Here is a 19,930-nt window from a genome sequence, read left to right as displayed (position 1 = left end):
GATACGGTATACTGAATTCATTCGATCATTTCAAACTGAGACTGCACAGGGAAGTATACTGTTAAGGCAGTAAAACAGACAGTGGGAAAGGTGGTTTTGAGAATATGAAGGTAGAAAGAGACGGCGAGGTTATCCGCTATCAGGATGATCAAGAAAACATAGCGGGAGTGATTGCACCGCTTGTCGCTGTACAAACAATAGATGAAGAAATGTTGGATCATTACTGGGAGTATTGCGCCGGCATCATCAGGCCCGGCGGGCATTCCATTCAGGACGCAATCAAGTGGCTTGAGGAAAACTGGGATTTGGAGCCCCTGTCATCCGATGATAGGCAAATGATTGTCCAGCGGGCCAATATAGCGGCAAACAAATTTCCAGATCAATATGGAACTCCGGACATCTTTCAGGAAATGGAGGATGAGGAAGTAGAACAGCGGATCAGGGAGGGACATATCCGGCAAAAAGCGGCGGAAGAAACAACAGATGAGCAGTTGGGGATTCGGCTGCGTGGATATCACATTCCGTATACGGTGCGCAACCAGTCGTTCTATGATGAGGGTTATGCGGAATTTGAAAAGCGTATGTCAGAGCATCGTCGTTGGATGCAGAAGAATCATCCGGATCACAGTACTCCGCCTCTGCCAAGCGCAGCTCGAGAGAAGCGCAAGGCGAATGCCTACCTGTTCATCGAGGAAATAGAAGCGCACATATTCGGCAGCGGAGTGGGCGCGGAGCCACTGTGCAGGAAGCTGAGAAAATATATCGGCATCTCAAAAGAGGACATTGAAACCCGTTCGCATCGATTCATGGGCTATGTGCATTGCATGGCCGAGGAAGGTGAGCTCCCCACGTTGCAGGAGTTTTGCGCCACAAATTCCCCCGATAAATGAATCCCCATGATAGGGGTTCTCAGCATAATTTCAGCTTTCTCAAAGATTGCGTGCTGATGACGGAACGAGTCTTTACGCTTCCATTTTTAAAATAAAATACTGAAAATTTGAAATCAGCTAAGAAAGTGTTCGACTTCCCTTAGCGGGCTTCCTTTTCTATAAACACAGAACTGCAAACAAGGACCGTCATTTTAAAAAATGACGGTCCTTGTTTATTTTATAATTGTGAAAAAGAATTGAAATGTAAGCGGCGTGCAGCCTTTCCCGATGCTGAAACCCTTTACGTACTGACTGCAAGACGATCCAGAATCGCCTCGCAGGAAAGGGAAAGCAACCCCTGCAGGGCGGCGTCCTTCCCCAGCGAAGAACCGACAACGGGGACGGGATCGAAGGCTTCTTGCAGAAGAATCCTGCGCAGGATGTCCAGAATCTGCGTCTGGAAAACCAGATATTCCCCGCCGAACACCACCCGTTCGCTGTTCAGCACGGATACCAGTGCGGCTGCCATTTTGCCCAGCGCGACCGCAATATCGCGGATGCAGCTGCGCGTGAACGGGTCCCCGGCCCGCCAAAGCCGGACGACATCCTCAAAATTCAACTGCTCGGCGGGTTTCCAGAGCGCGCGCCGGGTCGCCTCGGGTGCCTGGGTCCGTATTTTCTGCAGCAGGGCGTTCATTTCCACGCGGGTCCGCAGGGGATCGCTGATTCCCGGAATCGGTACCCGGGCAATTTCACCCGCACTGCCGGAGGTTCCCGAATAAAGCCGGCCGTTCAGAACGATTCCTGCGCCCACGCCGACTCCGCAGCTGAGATAAACTATGTTGCGAAAGCCCCTCGCTGCGCCCTGGTGCAGTTCCCCCAGTGTTGCGGCTTTTACATCGTTGATCATCATGACCTCGGTTTCAAAACACCTGGCCAAATCCTCCCGCAGATGGGAAAAATCCCAATCCTCAAATTCGGGATTCAAAAGATAGACCCCTTCGTGTCTGCTGTAAGCGCCCGGCGAAGCCAGCGCGATCACCGCCAGACGATCCCGGCCGATTCCTCCGCGCTGTAAAAGCTCGTCGATTTTCTCGCATACCGCTTTCAGGCGCTCGGTGTAAGAGGCGTCTTCGGCAACGGAGAGCGTCAGTCTGTGCAGAATACGCCCTTCCAGGTCCGCCAGCGCAAAAAGCGGCGCCCGAAAGCCAAGCTCAATCGCGACAATGTAGCTGTACGCTCCGTTGAGCTTGAGCAGAACCGGGGGCCTGCCTCCCAATGACTGCGAAAGGCCCACCCCAACCTCCTGTACAATGCCTTCGCGGAGCAGGGGGGTAATATTGTCTGTTACGGTCGATTTGCTCAGGTGCAGTTCCTGTGCGAGCTGCACCCGGGAAACAGGGCTTTCCTGCCGGATTTTTTCCAGCAGCGCCCGCCGGTTCGATTCGCGGATCCACTCATCAGCACCACAGTTTTGCATTGTACCTCCTTGTGATTTCGCCAGATATTTTTCACCCCCGCAACTGCTTGCAGGGGCTTGTCTTGTGATTTATCATAGCATGGATAATGGATGAATTCAACAAAAAATTAGAAAAAGCGAGAGGATTTGTTTTGAAATCGATGAAATTTTATTGACAACCCACAAAGCGAATGCTATACTAATTCTAAATTTCAGACGTAGGTTCGGCAGCAGAACAAACCTGCTCCAAAGCAAATTCACTCTTGCCGCCGACCCTGATCTGATTCTGTTTTCGGGATTCAACATAAAGAAAAGGGAGGAATTCTTGTCGTATGAAAAAGAAAATCATCGCGTTGTTTCTTGCTGCGGCGATGTCCCTGTCGCTGGCAGCCTGTGGAGGCAATGCTCCCGCATCATCTGCTGCGCAGGAGGGGAGCGCGGCATCCGGGCAGACGCAGACCGCTGCGCCGGATCAGGACCTTGTGGTCGGCTTTAACCTGGATATCCAGTCTCTGGATCCGCATCAGGTTTCCGACACGCTGTCCATGTCTGTACTTGGCACCATGTACGAGCAGCTCGTGACATTTGATGAAAATCAGAAGATCGTTCCAATGCTTGCGGAAAGCTGGAAAGTCGATCCGGATAACCTCACCTATACCTTTACCCTTCGCAAGGGAGTCAAATTCCACGACGGAAGCGAATTCAACTCGGCCGCCTTCAAAGCGAATTACGACCGCTGCATGAAGGATGAGAAGCTGCGCCAGTACCGCACCGTTTCCAAATGGGAGTCGGTAGAGACGCCGGACGATTCCACTGTGGTCATTAAATTAAAGACCCCCAACGTTACCTTTATCAATAAGGTGGCCTTATTCTCCATCGTGAGCCCGAAAGCGCTTGAGCAGGGCGCCGCTGCTCTGGTAAAGAATCCGGACGGCACGGGTGCTTATCAGTTTAAAGAGAGAGTGGAAGGCGATCATGTGACGGTCGTTCCCTTCGCCGATTACTGGAACGGCAAACCCTCCGTCAACAGCGTTACCTTTAAAGCGGTGCCGGAGGACGGCGCGCGCGTCGCAATGCTGCAGACCGGCGAAGCCGACTACATTTATCCCATGCCGGCCACACAGGCTCCCACCGTTGACGGAACGAAGGACATCAAGGTCGTTACCGCTCCTTCCGCCATCATGCGCTATGTGACCCTGAACACCAATTTGCCCCAGCTCAAAGACGCGCGGGTGCGCCAGGCCATGAACTACGCGATCGATAAAAAAGCCTACATCAAAACGATCTTTAACGGCTACGCGAGCGAGGTGCATTCCTGCTACCCGTCCACCGTGCAGTATTACAGCGAGCAGACCCCTTATGATTTCAATCTGGAAAAGGCAAAGTCCCTGATGAAGGAAGCCGGCTTTGAAAACGGCTTTGAGCTTACCCTTTGGGGCGATAACACCACCAACGAAATGAAGGGCATGCAGTTTGTCCAGCAGCAGCTGGCGCAGATCGGCATCAAGGTTGAGGTTGTGCCCATGGAGCCCAACACGCTGAGCGGCATGATCTATGTGGAGCCGGATAAGGCGAAGATCAACATGTGGTATGTCAACTGGTCTCCTTCCTCCTTTGATGCGGACGGTGCTGTGCGCAATATTCTTTCTTATCCCATGATTCCGCCCACCTCCGCAAATACTGCGTATTACAACAACCCGGAATTTGACAAGGCTTTGGATGAAGCTCTTGTCACAACCGATACCGCCAAGCTGACCGAACTCTACGCAAAAGCGCAGAAGATGGTCTGGGAGGATTCCCCGTGGCTGTTCCTTGGCAGCGACCAGGTGATCGCCGGTGAGAAGACCTATGTCGGCGGCATCTACCTTGGCCCGGACGGCAAGCTGGATCTGACAAAGGTAAAGCTGTCCTGATGCTCTGTTGTTTCCTTGCGGAGTCCGCAGAAGAAAAACGGGCTGCCGCTCTGAAACGGAGCTGTATCAAAATAGTGCAGGCGGATCCGGCAACAGCCAGGCTGCTGCCGGATCTTGTTATCAAAACCGCTTTTATCACAGCTTTTTACCAGATCCGGATTCTGAACTTCACGTGGAAACTGTTTTAGCATAAGGGAATTGTTTCCTCGCGGCAAAGGAGGCTGAAATTTTGGGCCGTTATTTTGTAAAGCGGGTATTGGGCACCATCCCGATGATGTTCGTCGTTTCGATTCTGATTTTTTTGTTTCTCCACATGATCCCCGGCGACCCCGCGCGGCAGATGGCGGGAAAGGAAGCCACCGAGCAGGAGCTGGTGCAGATCAGGCAGGAGCTTGGCCTGAACGACCCGCTGCCCAACCAGTACATAAATTACATGGATGATCTGTTCCATGGGGATCTCGGCACTTCCTACAAGACGGGCCTGCCGGTATCGGAAATGCTGCTGGGGCGGCTGAAGCCCACGATCCAGCTGATGTTCAGCGCGATGATATGGTCGGTACTGCTCGGGATCGCCATCGGTGTTCTGTCTGCCGTCAAGCGAGGAAAGGTCGCCGATTACGTGGGAATGTTCCTTGCCATTTCCGGCATCTCGATCCCGGGGTTCTGGCTCGGGCTTGTGCTGATCCAGATTTTTTCCGTCAACCTGGGGCTTTTGCCCACCGGGGGGCTGGATAGCTGGCAGAGCTATATTCTGCCGTCGCTGACGCTCGGGTGCGGCATCATGGCGGTGCTGGCGCGCTTTTCCCGATCCTCCATGCTCGAAACCATGCGGGAGGATTATGTGCGAACGGCCCGCGCGAAAGGGCAGCGGGAGTGGCTGGTGGTACTGAGGCACGCGTTCCGCAACTCGCTCGTGCAGGTGGTGACGGTGGCGGGCCTGCAGATCGGCGGTCTGCTGGCGGGCTCCGTGCTGGTGGAAACCGTCTTTTCCATTCCGGGAATGGGTCGGCTGCTGGTGGATTCCATTGCGTTCCGCGATTACAAGGTGATTCAGGCGGAACTGCTGTTTTTCTCTTTGGAATACATCGTCATCAATTTGATTGTCGATCTCCTTTACGGAGTGTTGAACCCCAAAATACGCTATCAGTGAGAGGAGTGGAGTTTACATATGCCGGAATGGAAAGAGACGGTGCGCGCGCCGGAAGAAGAGGCGGAAGGCCCCGTTGTTCAGGCGCAGAGCAAATCAAAGGCATTTTTCAAAAAATTCATGCAGCGAAGGACTGCGGTTGCGGCCGCTGTGTTTCTGCTGATTCTGCTGATTATCACAGTCGTCGGCCCGGAGCTGGCGCCCTATGACCCGTCCGCGCCCGATTATGACAACCTGCTGAGCGGCCCAAGCCCGGCGCATGTGCTCGGAACCGATGAGTATGGCCGCGATGTGCTGAGCCGGCTGATGGCCGGCAGCCGCCTGACGCTCGGCGTTTCCTTAAGCTCGGTGATCATCGGCGCGGCGATCGGCACCTTTTTGGGCGTTCTGGCCGGCTACTACGGCGGCATTCTCGAAACCCTCGTGATGCGCGGTTCCGATGTGCTGTTTGCTTTCCCGGATATTCTGCTCGCCATCGCCATCGTCGCAATGATCGGCCCCGGCATCATCAATGTTGTGATCGCGGTGGCTGTTTTCACGGTACCCTCGTTTGCACGCATCATGCGCAGCGCGACCCTGTCTGTAAAGGAATCGCTTTATGTGGAGGTCGCGCGGTCCATCGGGTGCAAAAACGGCCGAATTCTGAGCATGTATATCTTTCCGGGAACGATGCAGGCGATGATCGTCAACTTTACCATGCGCGTCGGCACCGCGATTTTGGCGGCGGCTTCGCTGAGCTTTCTCGGCTTCGGCGCCAACGTGACCGAGCCGGACTGGGGGGCGATGCTCTCTTCCGGGCGCAACTATATCGGCGTCGCATCCCACCTTGTGTACTTTCCGGGGCTTTTGATTTTCCTTACTGTGCTGGCCTTTAACCTTTTGGGCGACGGCCTGCGGGACACGCTGGACCCGAAAATCAAATAGGGTTCGGCCTGTATTTCGATCTTTTATTTTCATACGACAGAATTCCCAAAGGGGTTCGATCGAAAAGGAGGGTATCAAAATGCCTGAGAAACTGCTCCTTGACGTGCGCCATCTGCGCACGGAGTTTACACAGGGGAAAAAGGGTTCGGTAGTGGCTGTGAATGACGTCACATTTCAAATTGAAAAAGGAGAGATTCTGGGGCTGGTGGGGGAGTCGGGCTGCGGGAAATCCGTGACGGCGCTTTCCATCATGAGCCTGCTGAAGGATACTCCGGGCAAGATCACGGACGGAGAGGTTTACCTGGAGGGCAATAATCTGCTCCGGTGTTCCGAAGAGGAAATGCGAAAAATCCGGGGAGAAAACGTCTCGATGATTTTTCAGGAGGCCATGTCGTCCCTGAATCCGGCAATGCGCGTCAACGCCCAGCTGGTGGAGGCGATCCTCCTGCATACGGACAAAACCAAGCGCGAGGCGGAGGAGCATGCCCTGAAAATGCTGGGGCAGGTCGGTATTCCCGACCCCGCGCGCGTGGGCCGCAGCTATCCCCATCAGCTTTCGGGCGGCATGAGCCAGCGGGTGATGATCGCGATGGCAATGTCGTGCGATCCGCATCTGCTGATTGCAGATGAGCCGACGACCGCGCTGGATGTCACCATTCAGGCGCAGATTCTCGATTTGATGCGGAAAATCCAGCGGGAGATTCACACCGGGATTCTGCTGATTACGCACGATCTTGGCGTTGTGGCGGAAATGTGTTCCCGGGTCATTGTGATGTATGCCGGCCGGATTGTGGAAGAAGCGCCGGTGCAGCACCTGTTTTATGAGCCGATGCACCCGTATACCAAAGGGCTGATCGCCTCTGTACCGAAGCTCGGTTCGGGGGTGACGAGCCTTCCGTCCATCCCCGGCAGCGTGCCCGATCTTTCGATGATGCCGCCCGGGTGCAAATTCGCGCCGCGGTGCCGCTATGCGCAGGACCGCTGCCGCGAGGAGGAGCCGCCGCTTGTGGAACTGAGCGGAGGACGAAAATGCCGCTGTGTGCTGGTACAAGACAAGGAGGCGACTGTGGAATGAGCCCGTTGGTGCAGGTCAAAAATGTAACCAAAACCTTCTCCGCGGGGAAGAAGCTGCTCGGGAAAAAGAGTGTGGTGCACGCGGTCAACCGTATCTCGTTTGACATGGTTCAAGGGGAGACCTTTTCGATCGTGGGGGAATCCGGGTGCGGAAAATCCACCACGGCGCGTCTGGTCAACCATCTTCTCACGCCGGGCAGCGGCGAAGTCTGGTTCGACGGAAAACAGATTTCCGCGATGAATGAAAATCAAATGCGCCCGCTGCGGGCGGATATGCAGATGATCTTTCAGGACCCGAACGGTTCTTTGAACCCGAGAATGCGGGTAGAGGATTTGGTTGCCGAGCCGCTGCTGGTACATACAAATCTTTCCGCACAAGAGCGGCTGCGGCAGGCCCGCGAGCTGCTGGAGATCGTCGGTCTGAGCGCAAAGCATGCGCGCCGCTACCCGCACGAGTTTTCCGGCGGGCAGCGCCAGCGCATCGGCATTGCGCGCGCGCTGACGGTGCGGCCGAAGCTGATCATTGCCGATGAGCCCGTTTCCTCGCTCGATGTATCGATTCAGGCGCAGGTGTTGAACCTGATGCAGCGTCTTCAGGCGGAATTCCAGCTCACCTATCTTTTCATTTCGCACGACTTGAGCGTTGTGGAAATGATCTCGGACCGCATCGCGGTGATGTATCTTGGCTGTATCGCGGAAATCGCGCCCAAAGCGGAGCTGTACAGCAATCCGCGGCACCCGTATACAAAAGCGCTGCTTTCCGCCGTTCCGGTTCCGGACCCCGCCGCCAAGCGGGAGCGCGTGCTGCTGCAGGGCGATATTCCAAGCGCCGTCCATCTGCCCGAGGGGTGTCTGTTTCACGCCCGCTGCCCCCTCTGCACGGATATCTGCCGTCAGCAGATCCCGGAGCCGCAGGACCTTGGGGGCGGGCATGTGGTCGCCTGTCATCATATCTGATCCCGCGGGAATGCTTCCGGCCATCTGCCGGGGCGTTCCCGTTTGTCTGAAAAGGAGTATTTTCTAATGAATATCTGTGTTTCAAACGGGGAAGCCGTTCAGTTCGAGCTTCGCTTTGCGTGCGAGGGGAAAGTGCAGGAAGACGTTCCCTTTACAGGCGAATTCCTTTCCAAGTGGATTACCTTTGACGGCGGAATACCGGTTTTGCTGATGGGACTTGGAAAGCGCGCCGAGCTGGACCGCAAACGCGCGCGCCGCGCTGCCGCAAAGGGGGTAAGCACCCTTATAGAGATGGAGGTTTCCTCCATTGGGATTGATGTTTCTCTTATTCTGGGTGTGTTGGGGGAAGGGAGTCTGCGGGCGGTTGCCGAAAGCGCTCTGCTTGCCCTGTATCGGCTGCCCGGCTGGCATTTTGAGGAAAAGGCCCGGCGGGAAACCGCGCTTTTCATCAAGGGGGCAGAAGAGATCACGGACGCGCAGGAGCAGCTGGAAGAGGCTCGTCGGCTGGCAGAGCAGGTCTGCCGCGCACGCGATTTGGTCAACGCGCCCTCCAATCTGCTTTACCCGCAGACAATGGCGGAGGAAATGGTCCGCCTTGGCCAAAAAGTTGGCCTTTCCATGTCTGTGCTGGATGAAAAACAAGCGGCGGAATTGGGCATGGAAGCCTTTTTGACTGTCGGAAAGGATGCCGCCCAGCCGCCGCGCTTGATCGTTGCCCGCTATGACGGCGACCCGGAGAGTTCGGAGCGGATCGCGCTGGTCGGCAAGGGGATTACCTGCGACACCGGCGGCTACTGCCTGAAGCCCGCCTCCTCCATGGGTGGGATCAAGGGGGATATGGCCGGCGCGGCCGCTGTGTTCTGCGCTTTGTGCGCGTTGGCCGAAAGCGGGGCCAGGGTAAACGCCACGGTGGTGATTCCCGCGGCGGAAAACCGCATTGCCCCCGGCAGTTTTCTGCCCGGGGACATCATCGGCTCAATGTCCGGTAAAAAAATCGAGATCGGCAACACCGACGCAGAGGGGCGTCTTGTTCTGGCCGATGCGGTGACTTACGCCATTCGCCGGGAGCACGCCACCGCTGTTTTGGATATTGCGACCCTGACCGGTGCCGTTGTCAGCATGTTTGGCTTTACTACTGCCGGTCTGCTCTGTGACGATGAGGAGATGTGCGCTGATTTCCTGCGGGCGGCGGAGCTTTCGGATGAACAGTACTGGCGGCTGCCGATTTTCCCTGAGTACGAAAGGATGATCGACGGCAAGCTCTCCGACGTCAGCAACGTCAGCACGGACGGGTGCGGTACCATTACTGCGGGGCTTTTTATTCGCCGGTTTGCCGAAGGGCTGCCCTGGATGCACTTGGATATCGCCGGAACCGCCTGGACCGATCCGCCGCGCTGGGAATATCAATCCAAAGGGGCCACGGGCGCGGGCGTCACGACGATCTATCATTTTTGCAGGCGATGGGGTGAGGCGCACAGAAACAGCGCGCAATCAGGTGCCGAGAACTGAAATTAGTATCGTTTGAATTCTGCCGCCACTTGCCGGTTGTTTTGTTCTGTCCGTCCACTGCTTTGCAAAGCGGGGTATAAAAAAACCGGAAAACACTGCCTTCCGGTTTTCTGATATGTTGCATGCGGCTGTCAGCAGTCCGCGATTTGCAGAAGCAGCCCCGCCGTGCCGACATTGTAATTGGAAAAGGCGAATCTTGCGTGCATGCTCTTCTCCAGTACGGCGGCAAGCGGAAGCCTGCGGTCACCGAGCTGTAAATCGGCGCAGAGCCGTTCCTCGAATTCCCGTTCATCGCAGGTAAACAGCCGAATCGAAGGGATTACCTTCAGGGTGTGCCGAAGCGTTGGATTGTCCGTGCCAGGGGAAGGAACGATCAGGATCGTGTTTTTGTCCCGGTAGGAATCGCGAAGCTCGATCATCTCATTGAGCAGGTGCTCGGTTGGCTCGGCGCCGGGCTGCAGTGCCGCAAGAATCGTTGTGGGAGCCTGCACCGCGAGAGCACTGAGCGGAACGTGCCCGCCATCTGGGGCCGTGAGCAGATATTCCCCGATCGGCATGTGCCGCAGACGAGAGGCGATCTGGCTTTCGCGCAGGCGCACGGTTTTTTCTGCGGTTTCGTTTGCAGAAAGCCGCACCGTTTCTGCCCGCAGCAGAACGGAGCCGTCGATCTGCCGGTTCGCGGTCAGAATGCGGTATTCGCCGGGTGGAAGCTCCATCCGCAGCGCTTTGCCATTCCAGTTCGTGCCGTATTGGAGCGTTTGATAAACGCCGCCGCACAGCCTTGCCACGGTGAAATGTTCGCCGTAGCGGAGCGGTTCACCGCCCGCGCTCTTTAGCAGCAGCACGGCGCTGTCGCTGTTTTCAGGCTGGCCTCGGCGGGGATCGGCCCAGACGGAGCCGGTGTAAAACTGGGGCTGACCAAAGACCGGATCAAGCCGCGCGGGGATGCCGAGCGTGCGGCAAATGGCTACAAACAGAATGTTTTTGGAGCGCTTGGAGCCAAAGCCCATTTGCAACAGCCCGCGCGGGTCAGCGGAAAGCGCGCTGTAATCCCAATCGCCGCAGTCGGCGATCTGCTCGTCGATGGCTTTTTGAATCAGCGCGGGGCTGCGGCGGAATTCCTCTTTGGTTTTGGTGCTGAAAAAGTCCGTGAGAAATGCCCGGTAGGGGACGATCCGTTCGTTTTCAATCCGCGGGCAAAGTACATAACGCCGGAAGAGTTCGGCGTCGGTTTCCCGCTCAAACGGCTCCGCATAGCGCAGGTGTTCGAGCAGCGTATCGGCGTTCAGGTCGGCCAAATCCTTTTCGCTCAGTGTTTCAAGCATGCGGACTTTCAGTTCCGACGGTTCGCCATCGCGCAGAAAGCGTTCTACCTCCCGCCGGTTGCCCCCTGCCTTTTGCAGAAAATCGAGGACTTCATTCTGGAATAAGGGGTACCTCTGCGCTGTTTCTTCCGCTTTTTTGCGGACGAAATAGCCCGCACATCTGTTTTCCCGCGCGGCCGCGGCTTGATTCAGCTTTGCCTGATGGACGCTGCCTGTTTCTTCAGACAGTAAGGGTTCCGGGCGGATCATCCCCTCCGGCGGGAAGAAGTCGGCTTCCCATTCCTTTGGCAAATCATCGGCGGATCGCAGAGTGACAGTCACGCTGCCGCTGGAGCACAGGTCTGCCCGCTGCCAGCCAAACAGGCTGCCGCGGCTTGCGAACACCATCAGGCAGCCTTTTCCGGTCGTGAAAAATACCCGGCCGCTGTCGTCGGTGGAAAGAGCGGCAATCGGGTAAAGCTCTGCGCCGTTCGGAACCTGAAACTGCACCTGCGCGCTTGCGGCAGGCTGGCCGTTCTCGTCGAGTACCGTAACGGTCAGGGGTGTTGTTTCCGCATAGGAGGCCAAGTGATTGATTTCCGTTACGCAGCCGCTGCGCCCCGTGATTTCCCCGCCGGAAAGCAGGGGTGAAAACACCCGGGAATGAACCAGCATTGCCTTGCTGGCCGCGTAGGTGAACCAGCCTTTGTCCAGCACAGGTTCTGGTTCGCACGCACCGAGATAATGCCAGCGCCCGTCCACCCAGATTTCCACCCAGGCATGGTTGTCGTCGCAGTGCGACCATCGCGGTACATAGCATTGCCGCGCGGGAATCCCGGCACTGCGAAAGGCGGTGACAGCCAGGGTCGATTCTTCCCCGCAGCGTCCGAAGCACCTGCGCACTACGGTCGAGGGCGAGGCCGTGCGGTCATCTGTCGGGCGGTAGGTCGCCTGTTCAAAGCACCAGTAGTTGATTTCCAGCGCGGCCTCGGCCATGGATTTTCCGGAGATTCTCTCTTGCAGCTCGCGGTAAAATTCCTCCCGGCAGAATTCAATCGCCTCGTTATTAACGCGATAAGACAGTATGTAGTTCAAAAACAAATCGTCCGGAATCTGCTTTCCCCACGGTGTGTTTTCTCGCAGGAACAGCGCGTGCCGCACAAATTTCAGCAGCAGAGTGCTGTCATAGCTTGCGATATCGCTGGCAGGCAGCGACGCGGCCAGAAACTTCATGCAGAAGAGTTCGTCTCCGCTCAGAGTTTCCATCGGCCCTAAAAAGGCGTCCGCTCTCTTTCCCATCCGCTGGGTTGCCTGATGAAACGCCTGCTCGATAAAAGCTTGCTCCGCTTGATTCAGCATGGATTTTTCCTCTTTTCCTTCCGATTCGTTCAGTCCGCGCAGGCAAGGCTGCGCATCTTTTCAAATTCATCCGCATCAAGGATTTGGTAGCGGTCCTCATGCGAGCCGGGCAGGCCGAAATGGATTTCTGGGTTCCCCAAAGCGGAGGGATCAAGGCAAACCCGATGAGGGGAAATGTGAATTTGGGTACAGCCGGTTTTGGAGACGATTTCCCGCACGTTGTGCGTGCGAATCCCACCCCCGGGCAGGATTTCGATTCTGCCGTGCGCGTAGCGGATCATCTCGGCCACCGTGGCCGCTCCGTCAAAGACGGATGCGCGCTGCCCGCTGGTCAGAATCCTTGTTACGCCAAGCTCGCAGAGCAGATCAACTGCCGCCCGCCAGTCGGGCACGACATCGATGGCGCGGTGAAATACGGTCTGGCTTTTGCCCGCAAGGCGCAACATCTCCCGGCAGCGGCCTGCATCGACCGTGCCGTCTGAGTTCAGAAAGCCGAATACGATTCCGTCTGCGCCGTTTGCCAGCAGCGCCTCCGCGTCCAGCAGTGCAGTGCGAAATTCGGCGGCGGTGTAAAGAAAAGCGGACTCCCGCGGGCGAACCATCGCCATGATGGGAAGCCCCGTCTCTGCCTTTGCAGCCTTCAACGTGCCGAGGGAGGGAGTCAGCCCGCCCAAAGAGAGGTTGGAGTTCAGCTCCACGCGGTGTGCGCCCGCTTTCTGCGCCTCAATCACGTCGTCTGCAGAGCCGCAGCAGGCTTCTACGATTAGTTTGGGCATGGAATATCCATCCTTTCCGTCTTGTTATGAATGGAACAGTACCGTCCCCACAGTTCGGGAAGCGAAAACGGTACGGCCCGCTTTTTCGCCCGATCTTTCCTTTTTGGTTGACTTTACCGCCCATATCTGCTATAACGAAATTATTAACATAAGTATAGTAAATTGGAAGTAAATCATAATGATTCTATCGAAAAAACGGAAATAAATTTCTAATAAAGGAATTTAATTTCTGAAATCACTTGATTTCAATCACATGATGTTAATAATGAAAAGATAAAAATCATCTGCCTGTTTGGGTAGCAGATAAAACAGTGGATTGATGGTATGATTTCCAATGGAGAGAAAGGCGAATCGATGGCAAACACGAGCGGCAAGCTGGATAAATTTATTATGAAACGGCTGAACCAACGTCTGGTTTTTTCCATTATTCTGCGCGGCGGCTCCGTTTCGCGGCAGCAGATTGCTGCGCAGAGCCGCATGAGCCAGATGTCGGTCGGGCGGATCATAGAGGAACTGGAAAAACTCGGAATTGTGGCGGAAGAAAATGGGGATGAACCGGATGCGGGGCCGGGCCGCAGGGCGAAACGGCTTCGGGTTTCTTCCACTGTTTTCTTATGCGTCGGGGTCGAGATGCACCGCGACGGCATCAATGTCGGCATTATCAACCTTCACGGCCGGGTTCTGCGGCAGATTCAGCACAGAAAGGATCTGAGCGCCTGTCCGCCCGGGGAGGTGATCACTCTTATCGGTACTTTGATCGGCAGAATTCTTTCCGAAAATGCAGACCTGTCTGTGGAACCTTTTGTCGGCATCGCGTGCCCGGGGCTGATTGCGGACGGGGTGATCCGCTTTTCGTCGCAGCTGAAATGGAAAAATGTAGAGATTCTTCCGGCGCTGCAAAAGCAGACCGGAATTCGGAATATCTTTATTGAAAACGAGGTCAAAGCCCGCGCGGTGGCTGAAGACCTGTTTGGGGCCGGCAGGGATTATGAGCGCAGCATTGTGCTGAGCATCGGTTCCGGTGTCGGTTCGGCGGCCGTATTCTGCCACGAGCTGTACCGCGGCAAGCTGAATATGGCCGGTGAAATCGGGCATATCTGCGTCAGCCCCGGGGGAAATATGTGCGAATGCGGGCGCAGAGGATGTCTTCAAACCTACATTGCCGACTGGGCGATCCTGCGGGAGGCCAGAACCGTGCGCGAAGACATCACGATGCAGGGCCTGCTTGAGGCGAACGCGAACGGGGAACCCTGGGCGATCAATCTGATGAACCGGGTTCTGGAATACGTTTCGATCGCCATCAGCATTCTGGCGAACACATACGCTCCGGATGTCATCATCCTGTGCGGAAGGCTCATTGAAGAGTACAGTACACTGAGGGACCTGATTCTGAAAAATTACAAAAGGGAGATCAGCGATTATGTGCTGAGTTCCTTTGATTTAAAAGCCTCTGATTTCGATTCGGACGGCACTTTGGTAGGGGCAGGCACGCTTGCCGCCTATCGGCTGCTCGACGAGATTTTGTAGGCATTTCCCCGGCGAGCCGGGGAGCGGGGCGCGATGCCCCTGAACAAATAAACAGCCGGGGCCAATGGCGGTGACCGAAAAGAGTTTTCTGGGAGAAAAGCGCCGTTTGTCCTGTGGAAAAGGTGGATGCGATGTATTATCTTGGAATCGATCTTGGAGGCACAAACATCGCGGCGGGCGTTGTCGATAGCGACGCCCGGCTGATTGCGAAGGCCAGCCGAAAGACACAGGTTTTGCTCGGCCCGGAAGGGATTTGCCGGCAGATGGCCGAGGCCGCCGGCGAAGCGATGGAAAAGGCCGGTGTTTCGGAGCAGGATGTTTGCGGGATCGGCGTCGGGACGCCCGGTACAGTAGAGCGGGATTCCGGAATCGTACGGTTTTCGAGCAACCTGAACTTTAAAGATGTCCATCTGCGGGAGCTGATGGAACGGCAGACGGGAAAACCCGTCCGTGTTGAGAACGACGCGAATGCGGCGGCGTATGGGGAATACCGCGCCGGTGTGCTGAAAGGGGCGAAAAACGCCATCGCCATCACGCTGGGAACGGGAATCGGCAGCGGCATTCTCATCGGCGGAAAAATCTATGCGGCAAGCAACTCGGCCGGCGGGGAATTCGGGCACACGGTTATCGCGTTTGGCGGCCGCCCGTGCCCCTGCGGGCGGTGCGGCTGCTGGGAAACCTATGCTTCCGCAACCGGGCTGATCCTTACGACAAGAGAGATGATGCGCGAGGGCAGCCGGGATTCCCTTTTGTGGCAGCTCGCGGATGGAAATCTGGAAAACGTAAACAGCCGGATGGCCTTTACCGCGATGCGCGCGGGGGATCCTTTGGGGAAAGCGGTTGTAGATCGGTATATCGCGCATTTGGGATGCGGGCTTGTCAACTGCATCAATATTTTTCAGCCGGATATCCTGTGCATCGGCGGAGGGGTCAGCGGCGAGGGGGAAGCCCTGCTGCGGCCCCTGACGGAATATGTGGACAAAGAAGCAAACCCGATGAATGTGGGGAATAAAACGCTGCTCTGCCTCGCAAAGCTCGGCAACGACGCCGGAATCATCGGCGCGGCGCTGACAGGGGAGCAGGAACCGTAACAGAACATCAGCAAACGGAGGGACAGTAGCCTTGAAAATTCTGCAAACATCCAATTATGAAGAGATGAGCCGCAAAGCGGCAAACATTCTGGCGGCGCAGGTGACCCTGTTTCCGCAGAGTGTGCTGGGGCTTGCAACAGGCGCTACGCCGCTTGGCATCTACCGGGAACTTCTTTGCCGGTATAAAACGGGGGAACTCGATTTTTCCGGGGTTCGCAGCGTCAATCTGGATGAATACTGCGGGCTTTCCGCCGAGGACCCAAACAGCTACCGGGAATACATGAGAAAGAACCTGTTCAGCCACATCAATATCCGGCCGGAAAACGTACATATTCCCGACGGAATGGCTGCGGACGCACAAGCGGAATGCCGGCGCTACGACGAGTTGATCTCCGCGCTGGGCGGGATCGACCTGCAGCTTCTCGGCCTTGGGATGACTGGGCACATCGGCTTTAACGAGCCGAACGATTCCTTTGACCGGCACACGCACAAGGTGCGCCTCAGCGAAAGGACGATCGCGGCGAACGCCCGCCAGTTCCGCAGCATCGACGAGGTACCGCGCACAGCGTTTACGATGGGGATCGGTGCGATCATGCAGGCGAAAAGAATCCTGCTGGTGGTCAGCGGCAGACACAAGGCGGCTATTCTGAAAGAGGCGCTGTTTGGCCCGGTCACACCGCGGGTGCCGGCGTCGATTCTGCAGTTCCATCCGGACGTCACCGTTGTGGCGGATGAGGAGGCGCTGAGTTTTTCGGTTGGGTTGTGGAACGGGCAGAAGGAGGAAGTGCTGTGACGGCACCAGATCGGCTGACGGGATTTTTAAACGACCGCTTCGGCCTGTTCCTCCATTTCGGGCTGTACTCGATTCCCGCGCGCGGCGAGTGGGTGCAGAGCAACGAGCGGATCACCGCCGAGGAGTACCGCCGGTATTTCGAGCAGTTCAACCCCAGGGAATACTGCCCGCGGGAATGGGCAAAGCTTGCGAAAGAATGCGGCATGCGGTACGCGGTGATGACCGCGAAGCACCACGATGGATTCTGCCTGTTCGATTCCAAGCTAACCGATTTCAAATCCACAAACACCCCCGCCGGGCGCGATTTGATCCGCGAATATGTAGAGGCGTTCCGAGCGGAAGGCATCCGGGTGGGGCTGTATTACTCCCTGCTTGACTGGCATCATCCGGATTACCCTGCCTACGGCGATAAACAGCACCCGATGCGGGATGAGGAAGTGTACCGCGGAATCCCGCAGGATTTTTCGAATTATCTGCGGTACTTTCACGGGCAGGTGCGCGAGCTGCTGACGAATTATGGGAAAATAGATTTGATGTGGTTTGATTTTTCCTATCAGGATTCTATCAACGACATGACGGGCGAGAAGTGGGGCGCGACGGAATTGATCCGGATGATTCGCTCGCTCCAGCCGGATATCGTGCTCAACGACCGCATGGGCGGGCACACCGGCTCGATCCACCCCACCCTGCAGTACGGCGATTTCGTTTCGCCGGAGCAGTACCTGCCCCCAAAGGGGATGACGGATGAAAACGGCAGCCCGATTCCATGGGAAGCGTGTGTTACCCTGAACGATCACTGGGGCTACTGCGCGGCGGATCGGAATTACAAGCAGCCAAAGGAAATCATCCGCGCGCTCGTGGAATGCGTCAGCAAAAACGGAAACCTGATTGTGAACGTGGGCCCGGACGCACAGGGTGTGATCCCGGAGCCCGCCGCCGACATTCTCCGCAGAGTCGGAGCGTGGATGCGGAAAAACGGAGAAAGCATTACCGGCTGCCGCGCAGCGGAGTACGAAAAGCCGGAGTGGGGAAGATTTACTCAGGGCCGGGATCGGCTGTATGCGCATATTTTCGACAGGGGAATTGGCCCGGTAATTCTGCCGGGAATGGCGGGCAGAATCCGTTCGGCGCGCCTTCTGTGCGATGGATCGGAGGTCAGCGTCGCCCGGCCGTGGAACCAGCCGGACAATGACTCGGATGCGTTTCTGAATCTGCCCAGCAGCCCTTTGCCGGACGAAAGCGATACCGTTGTTGTGCTGGAACTGGAAAAAGGCGAAAGCCTTTTGTAAAGGAGGGAATCAGCTTGATTTTAAAAAATGCAAAGCTCTTTAACGACAGCTTTGAGGTCATACGGGCCGATGTTGAGACAGACGGGGAGAAAATTGCGCGGATCGGCCCCGAACTGCCCGGGACCGGGCACAGTATCGACCTGAGCGGGTGCGTGATCCTCCCGGGTCTTGTGGATATCCATATCCACGGCTGCGCGGGGGCGGATACCTTCGACGGTACGCGGGACGCCATCGAGCGCATGGCCGCGCATCTGGTGAAAAAGGGAGTGACCGTCTTCTGCCCGACCACCATGACGGGCAGCTCTGAACAGATCGCCGCCGCGCTTTCCGCTGTTCGGGATTGTATGGATCGCCCGCCGCAGGGCGCGGCCGTTCTCGGCGCGCACATGGAAGGGCCCTATCTCTCCGCGGGGAAAAAGGGCGCACAGCGGGGCGATGCGCTCCGTTTGCCGGATTTTGCGGAATTCCTGCGGCTGTATCATGGCTGCGGCGGTGCCATTCGCTTGGTGGACGTTGCCCCGGAATGCGAAAATGCCCGCGATCTTATCACCCGGGCCTCTGAGTTCTGTACGGTGTCCGTTGCCCATTCTGAAGCGGACTACGATACGGCGATGCAGGGCTTCCAGTGGGGGATCACCCACGCGACGCATCTGTTCAACGCGATGACAGGCTTTCACCATCGGCAGCCGGGGATTGTCGGGGCTGTGTTCGATTCCCCGGATGTCCGCGCGGAGCTGATCTGCGACGGGCTGCATCTCCATCCGGCGGTGCTGCGCACGGCCTTCCGTCTGCTGGGGGAGAAGCGGAGCATCATCGTCAGTGATTCCATGCGTGCGGCGGGCCTGCCGGACGGGGAATCGGAGCTGGGAGGGCAGAAGGTTTTTCTCAAAAATGGAGAGGCCCGCCTGGCGGACGGAACGATTGCGGGTTCTACGACAAACCTGCTGGACGAAATCAAAAACCTGGTGCGGTTTGGCATTCCGCTTCGGCAGATTGTGCGGTCGGCTACGATCAACCCCGCCGCCGCAATTGGAATGGACGGCGAGATCGGCTCGATCCGGGAAGGAAAACGGGCGGATTTTACCGTTCTGAACGAAGCGCTGAATCTGCGGCTGGTTGTTGTCCGCGGAAAAGTCGCTTATGAAGCGCCGCCTGTCGGTGCCGTTTCAGTGGGTGACTGAAAAAATCCCGCGTCCAATAAAATAATCTGAAAATAAGTATTGACTATTCTGGTCAATTGCGTTAAAATGCCAATTGACCAGAATAGTCAATTTTGTTTTGTGTTCACTTCATTAAAATGGAGGATCGATTTATGTTTTCAAAATTTCAAAGCCTGAAGCCCGAAAAGCAGCAGAGAATCTTAAACGCGGCACTTCGGGAGTTTGGGGAAAAAGGGTATAAAAAAGCGGCGACGGACAACATCGTTCGGGAAGCTGAAATTTCAAAAGGTGCGCTGTTCCATTATTTTAACAGTAAAAAGGATTTATTTCTGTTTTTATATGATTATACCTTAGAGACGGTTATGAAGGGGTTCTTCGATAAAATCGATTTAGAGGAAACAGATCTTTTGAAAAGGCTGCGGCAGGTTTTATTGATTGAATTCATGCTGATCGAAAAGCACCCCGATATGCTGCACTTCATTCAAACCGCCAACGCGGAAAACTGTGATGAAATAAAACATGATCTGGAGTCCCGGAATGCGGACTACATTACCGATGGCTACCGTAAGGTACTCAGCGGTTTTGATATCACTCAATTCAAAGAGGGAACGGACATCGAAAGAGCCGTGAATATCATCATTTGGTCGATGGAAGGCTTTGCGGCGAAAGAACAGGCAAAGCTGAAGGCGCATTCTGTCACCGAACTCCATTTTAATGAAATATTATCAGAAATGGATCTTTATTTTGAACTGCTAAGAACCTGTTTTTATCGGTAAAGA

16 protein-coding genes are annotated in these 19,930 nt (G+C 56.0%); 13 read left to right on the top strand and 3 right to left on the bottom strand.

From position 1 onward, the window contains the following. Nucleotides 1–104: 104 nt before the first annotated feature. Nucleotides 105–890: a hypothetical protein gene (locus tag TY09_RS00640; protein WP_042430021.1), complete on the top strand. Its 786-nt coding sequence runs from the start codon at nt 105–107 to the stop codon at nt 888–890. A gap of 280 nt (nt 891–1,170) precedes the next feature. Here TY09_RS00640 and TY09_RS00635 read toward each other — a convergent pair whose 3' ends face one another. Beyond that, nucleotides 1,171–2,349, bottom strand: a complete 1,179-nt coding sequence (locus TY09_RS00635; protein WP_042430018.1) for an ROK family transcriptional regulator — start codon at nt 2,347–2,349, stop codon at nt 1,171–1,173. Between the two features lie 311 nt (nt 2,350–2,660). Here TY09_RS00635 and TY09_RS00630 point away from each other — a divergent pair, with 311 nt between their 5' ends. From TY09_RS00630 to TY09_RS00600, 6 genes are all read left to right on the top strand, one after another. Further along, on the top strand, nt 2,661–4,241 hold the full coding sequence (locus TY09_RS00630) for a glutathione ABC transporter substrate-binding protein (protein ID WP_042430015.1): 1,581 nt from the start codon (nt 2,661–2,663) through the stop codon (nt 4,239–4,241). Nucleotides 4,242–4,470: 229 nt separating this feature from the next. Beyond that, complete coding sequence (locus TY09_RS00620) at nt 4,471–5,391, top strand: ABC transporter permease (protein WP_009066362.1); 921 nt, start codon at nt 4,471–4,473, stop codon at nt 5,389–5,391. Between the two features lie 18 nt (nt 5,392–5,409). After that, a complete protein-coding gene (locus TY09_RS00615) occupies nt 5,410–6,312 on the top strand; it encodes an ABC transporter permease (protein ID WP_042430009.1) in 903 nt (300 codons plus the stop codon). 79 nt (nt 6,313–6,391) lie between these two features. Then, nucleotides 6,392–7,387, top strand: coding sequence for an ABC transporter ATP-binding protein (locus tag TY09_RS00610; protein WP_009066470.1), 996 nt, complete (start codon nt 6,392–6,394; stop codon nt 7,385–7,387). After that, complete coding sequence (locus tag TY09_RS00605) at nt 7,384–8,343, top strand: ABC transporter ATP-binding protein (protein ID WP_042430006.1); 960 nt, start codon at nt 7,384–7,386, stop codon at nt 8,341–8,343. The genes TY09_RS00610 and TY09_RS00605 overlap by 4 nt, the downstream gene beginning before the upstream one ends. Nucleotides 8,344–8,409: 66 nt before the next feature. Further along, nucleotides 8,410–9,852: a leucyl aminopeptidase family protein gene (locus TY09_RS00600; RefSeq protein ID WP_042430003.1), complete on the top strand. Its 1,443-nt coding sequence runs from the start codon at nt 8,410–8,412 to the stop codon at nt 9,850–9,852. 131 nt (nt 9,853–9,983) lie between these two features. On the opposite strand, the gene TY09_RS00595 is transcribed toward TY09_RS00600, so the two are convergent. Together TY09_RS00595 and TY09_RS00590 are read right to left on the bottom strand one after the other, a co-directional pair. Further along, nucleotides 9,984–12,515, bottom strand: a complete 2,532-nt coding sequence (locus tag TY09_RS00595; protein ID WP_042430000.1) for a transglutaminase domain-containing protein — start codon at nt 12,513–12,515, stop codon at nt 9,984–9,986. A gap of 29 nt (nt 12,516–12,544) precedes the next feature. After that, nucleotides 12,545–13,291 carry a copper homeostasis protein CutC gene (locus TY09_RS00590; RefSeq protein ID WP_042429997.1) on the bottom strand — a complete coding sequence of 249 codons (747 nt, stop codon included), beginning with the start codon at nt 13,289–13,291 and terminating at the stop codon, nt 12,545–12,547. A gap of 354 nt (nt 13,292–13,645) precedes the next feature. Between TY09_RS00590 and TY09_RS00585 the strand changes: the two genes are divergently transcribed. The 6 genes from TY09_RS00585 to TY09_RS00560 all read left to right on the top strand — a co-directional run bounded on the left by TY09_RS00585 (nt 13,646) and on the right by TY09_RS00560 (nt 19,927). After that, nucleotides 13,646–14,818 carry an ROK family transcriptional regulator gene (locus TY09_RS00585; RefSeq protein WP_242841409.1) on the top strand — a complete coding sequence of 391 codons (1,173 nt, stop codon included), beginning with the start codon at nt 13,646–13,648 and terminating at the stop codon, nt 14,816–14,818. A 131-nt stretch (nt 14,819–14,949) separates the two neighbouring features. Then, nucleotides 14,950–15,909 carry an ROK family protein gene (locus TY09_RS00580; protein ID WP_042430134.1) on the top strand — a complete coding sequence of 320 codons (960 nt, stop codon included), beginning with the start codon at nt 14,950–14,952 and terminating at the stop codon, nt 15,907–15,909. Between the two features lie 31 nt (nt 15,910–15,940). Further along, nucleotides 15,941–16,702: a glucosamine-6-phosphate deaminase gene (gene nagB / locus TY09_RS00575; protein WP_042429990.1), complete on the top strand. Its 762-nt coding sequence runs from the start codon at nt 15,941–15,943 to the stop codon at nt 16,700–16,702. Further along, a complete protein-coding gene (locus tag TY09_RS00570) occupies nt 16,699–17,991 on the top strand; it encodes an alpha-L-fucosidase (RefSeq protein ID WP_042429987.1) in 1,293 nt (430 codons plus the stop codon). The genes nagB and TY09_RS00570 overlap by 4 nt, the downstream gene beginning before the upstream one ends. A 14-nt stretch (nt 17,992–18,005) precedes the next feature. Then, the gene (gene nagA / locus TY09_RS00565; protein WP_042429985.1) at nt 18,006–19,172 is read left to right on the top strand and encodes an N-acetylglucosamine-6-phosphate deacetylase; all 1,167 of its coding nucleotides are present in this window, start codon (nt 18,006–18,008) and stop codon (nt 19,170–19,172) included. A 131-nt stretch (nt 19,173–19,303) separates the two neighbouring features. Then, nucleotides 19,304–19,927, top strand: a complete 624-nt coding sequence (locus TY09_RS00560; RefSeq protein ID WP_042429983.1) for a TetR/AcrR family transcriptional regulator — start codon at nt 19,304–19,306, stop codon at nt 19,925–19,927. Nucleotides 19,928–19,930 lie beyond the last annotated feature (3 nt).

The sequence above is a fragment of the Faecalispora jeddahensis genome (genome assembly GCF_000577335.1).
Taxonomy (GTDB): domain Bacteria; phylum Bacillota; class Clostridia; order Oscillospirales; family Acutalibacteraceae; genus Faecalispora; species Faecalispora jeddahensis.
The sequence above is the reverse complement of the archived record's forward strand: the minus strand, read 5'-3'. Positions and strand labels throughout refer to the sequence as shown.

Bases quoted from the DNA above. Each gene is read 5' to 3' on its own strand.
- TY09_RS00560 (WP_042429983.1), top strand. From the start codon at position 19,304: ATGTTTTCAAAATTTCAAAGCCTGAAGCCCGAAAAGCAGCAGAGAATC.
- TY09_RS00630 (WP_042430015.1), top strand. From the start codon at position 2,661: ATGAAAAAGAAAATCATCGCGTTGTTTCTTGCTGCGGCGATGTCCCTG.
- TY09_RS00600 (WP_042430003.1), top strand. From the start codon at position 8,410: ATGAATATCTGTGTTTCAAACGGGGAAGCCGTTCAGTTCGAGCTTCGC.
- TY09_RS00640 (WP_042430021.1), top strand. From the start codon at position 105: ATGAAGGTAGAAAGAGACGGCGAGGTTATCCGCTATCAGGATGATCAA.
- TY09_RS00610 (WP_009066470.1), top strand. From the start codon at position 6,392: ATGCCTGAGAAACTGCTCCTTGACGTGCGCCATCTGCGCACGGAGTTT.
- TY09_RS00635 (WP_042430018.1), bottom strand. From the start codon at position 2,349: ATGCAAAACTGTGGTGCTGATGAGTGGATCCGCGAATCGAACCGGCGG.
- TY09_RS00605 (WP_042430006.1), top strand. From the start codon at position 7,384: ATGAGCCCGTTGGTGCAGGTCAAAAATGTAACCAAAACCTTCTCCGCG.
- TY09_RS00615 (WP_042430009.1), top strand. From the start codon at position 5,410: ATGCCGGAATGGAAAGAGACGGTGCGCGCGCCGGAAGAAGAGGCGGAA.
- TY09_RS00585 (WP_242841409.1), top strand. From the start codon at position 13,646: ATGGCAAACACGAGCGGCAAGCTGGATAAATTTATTATGAAACGGCTG.
- TY09_RS00595 (WP_042430000.1), bottom strand. From the start codon at position 12,515: ATGCTGAATCAAGCGGAGCAAGCTTTTATCGAGCAGGCGTTTCATCAG.
- TY09_RS00580 (WP_042430134.1), top strand. From the start codon at position 14,950: ATGTATTATCTTGGAATCGATCTTGGAGGCACAAACATCGCGGCGGGC.
- TY09_RS00590 (WP_042429997.1), bottom strand. From the start codon at position 13,291: ATGCCCAAACTAATCGTAGAAGCCTGCTGCGGCTCTGCAGACGACGTG.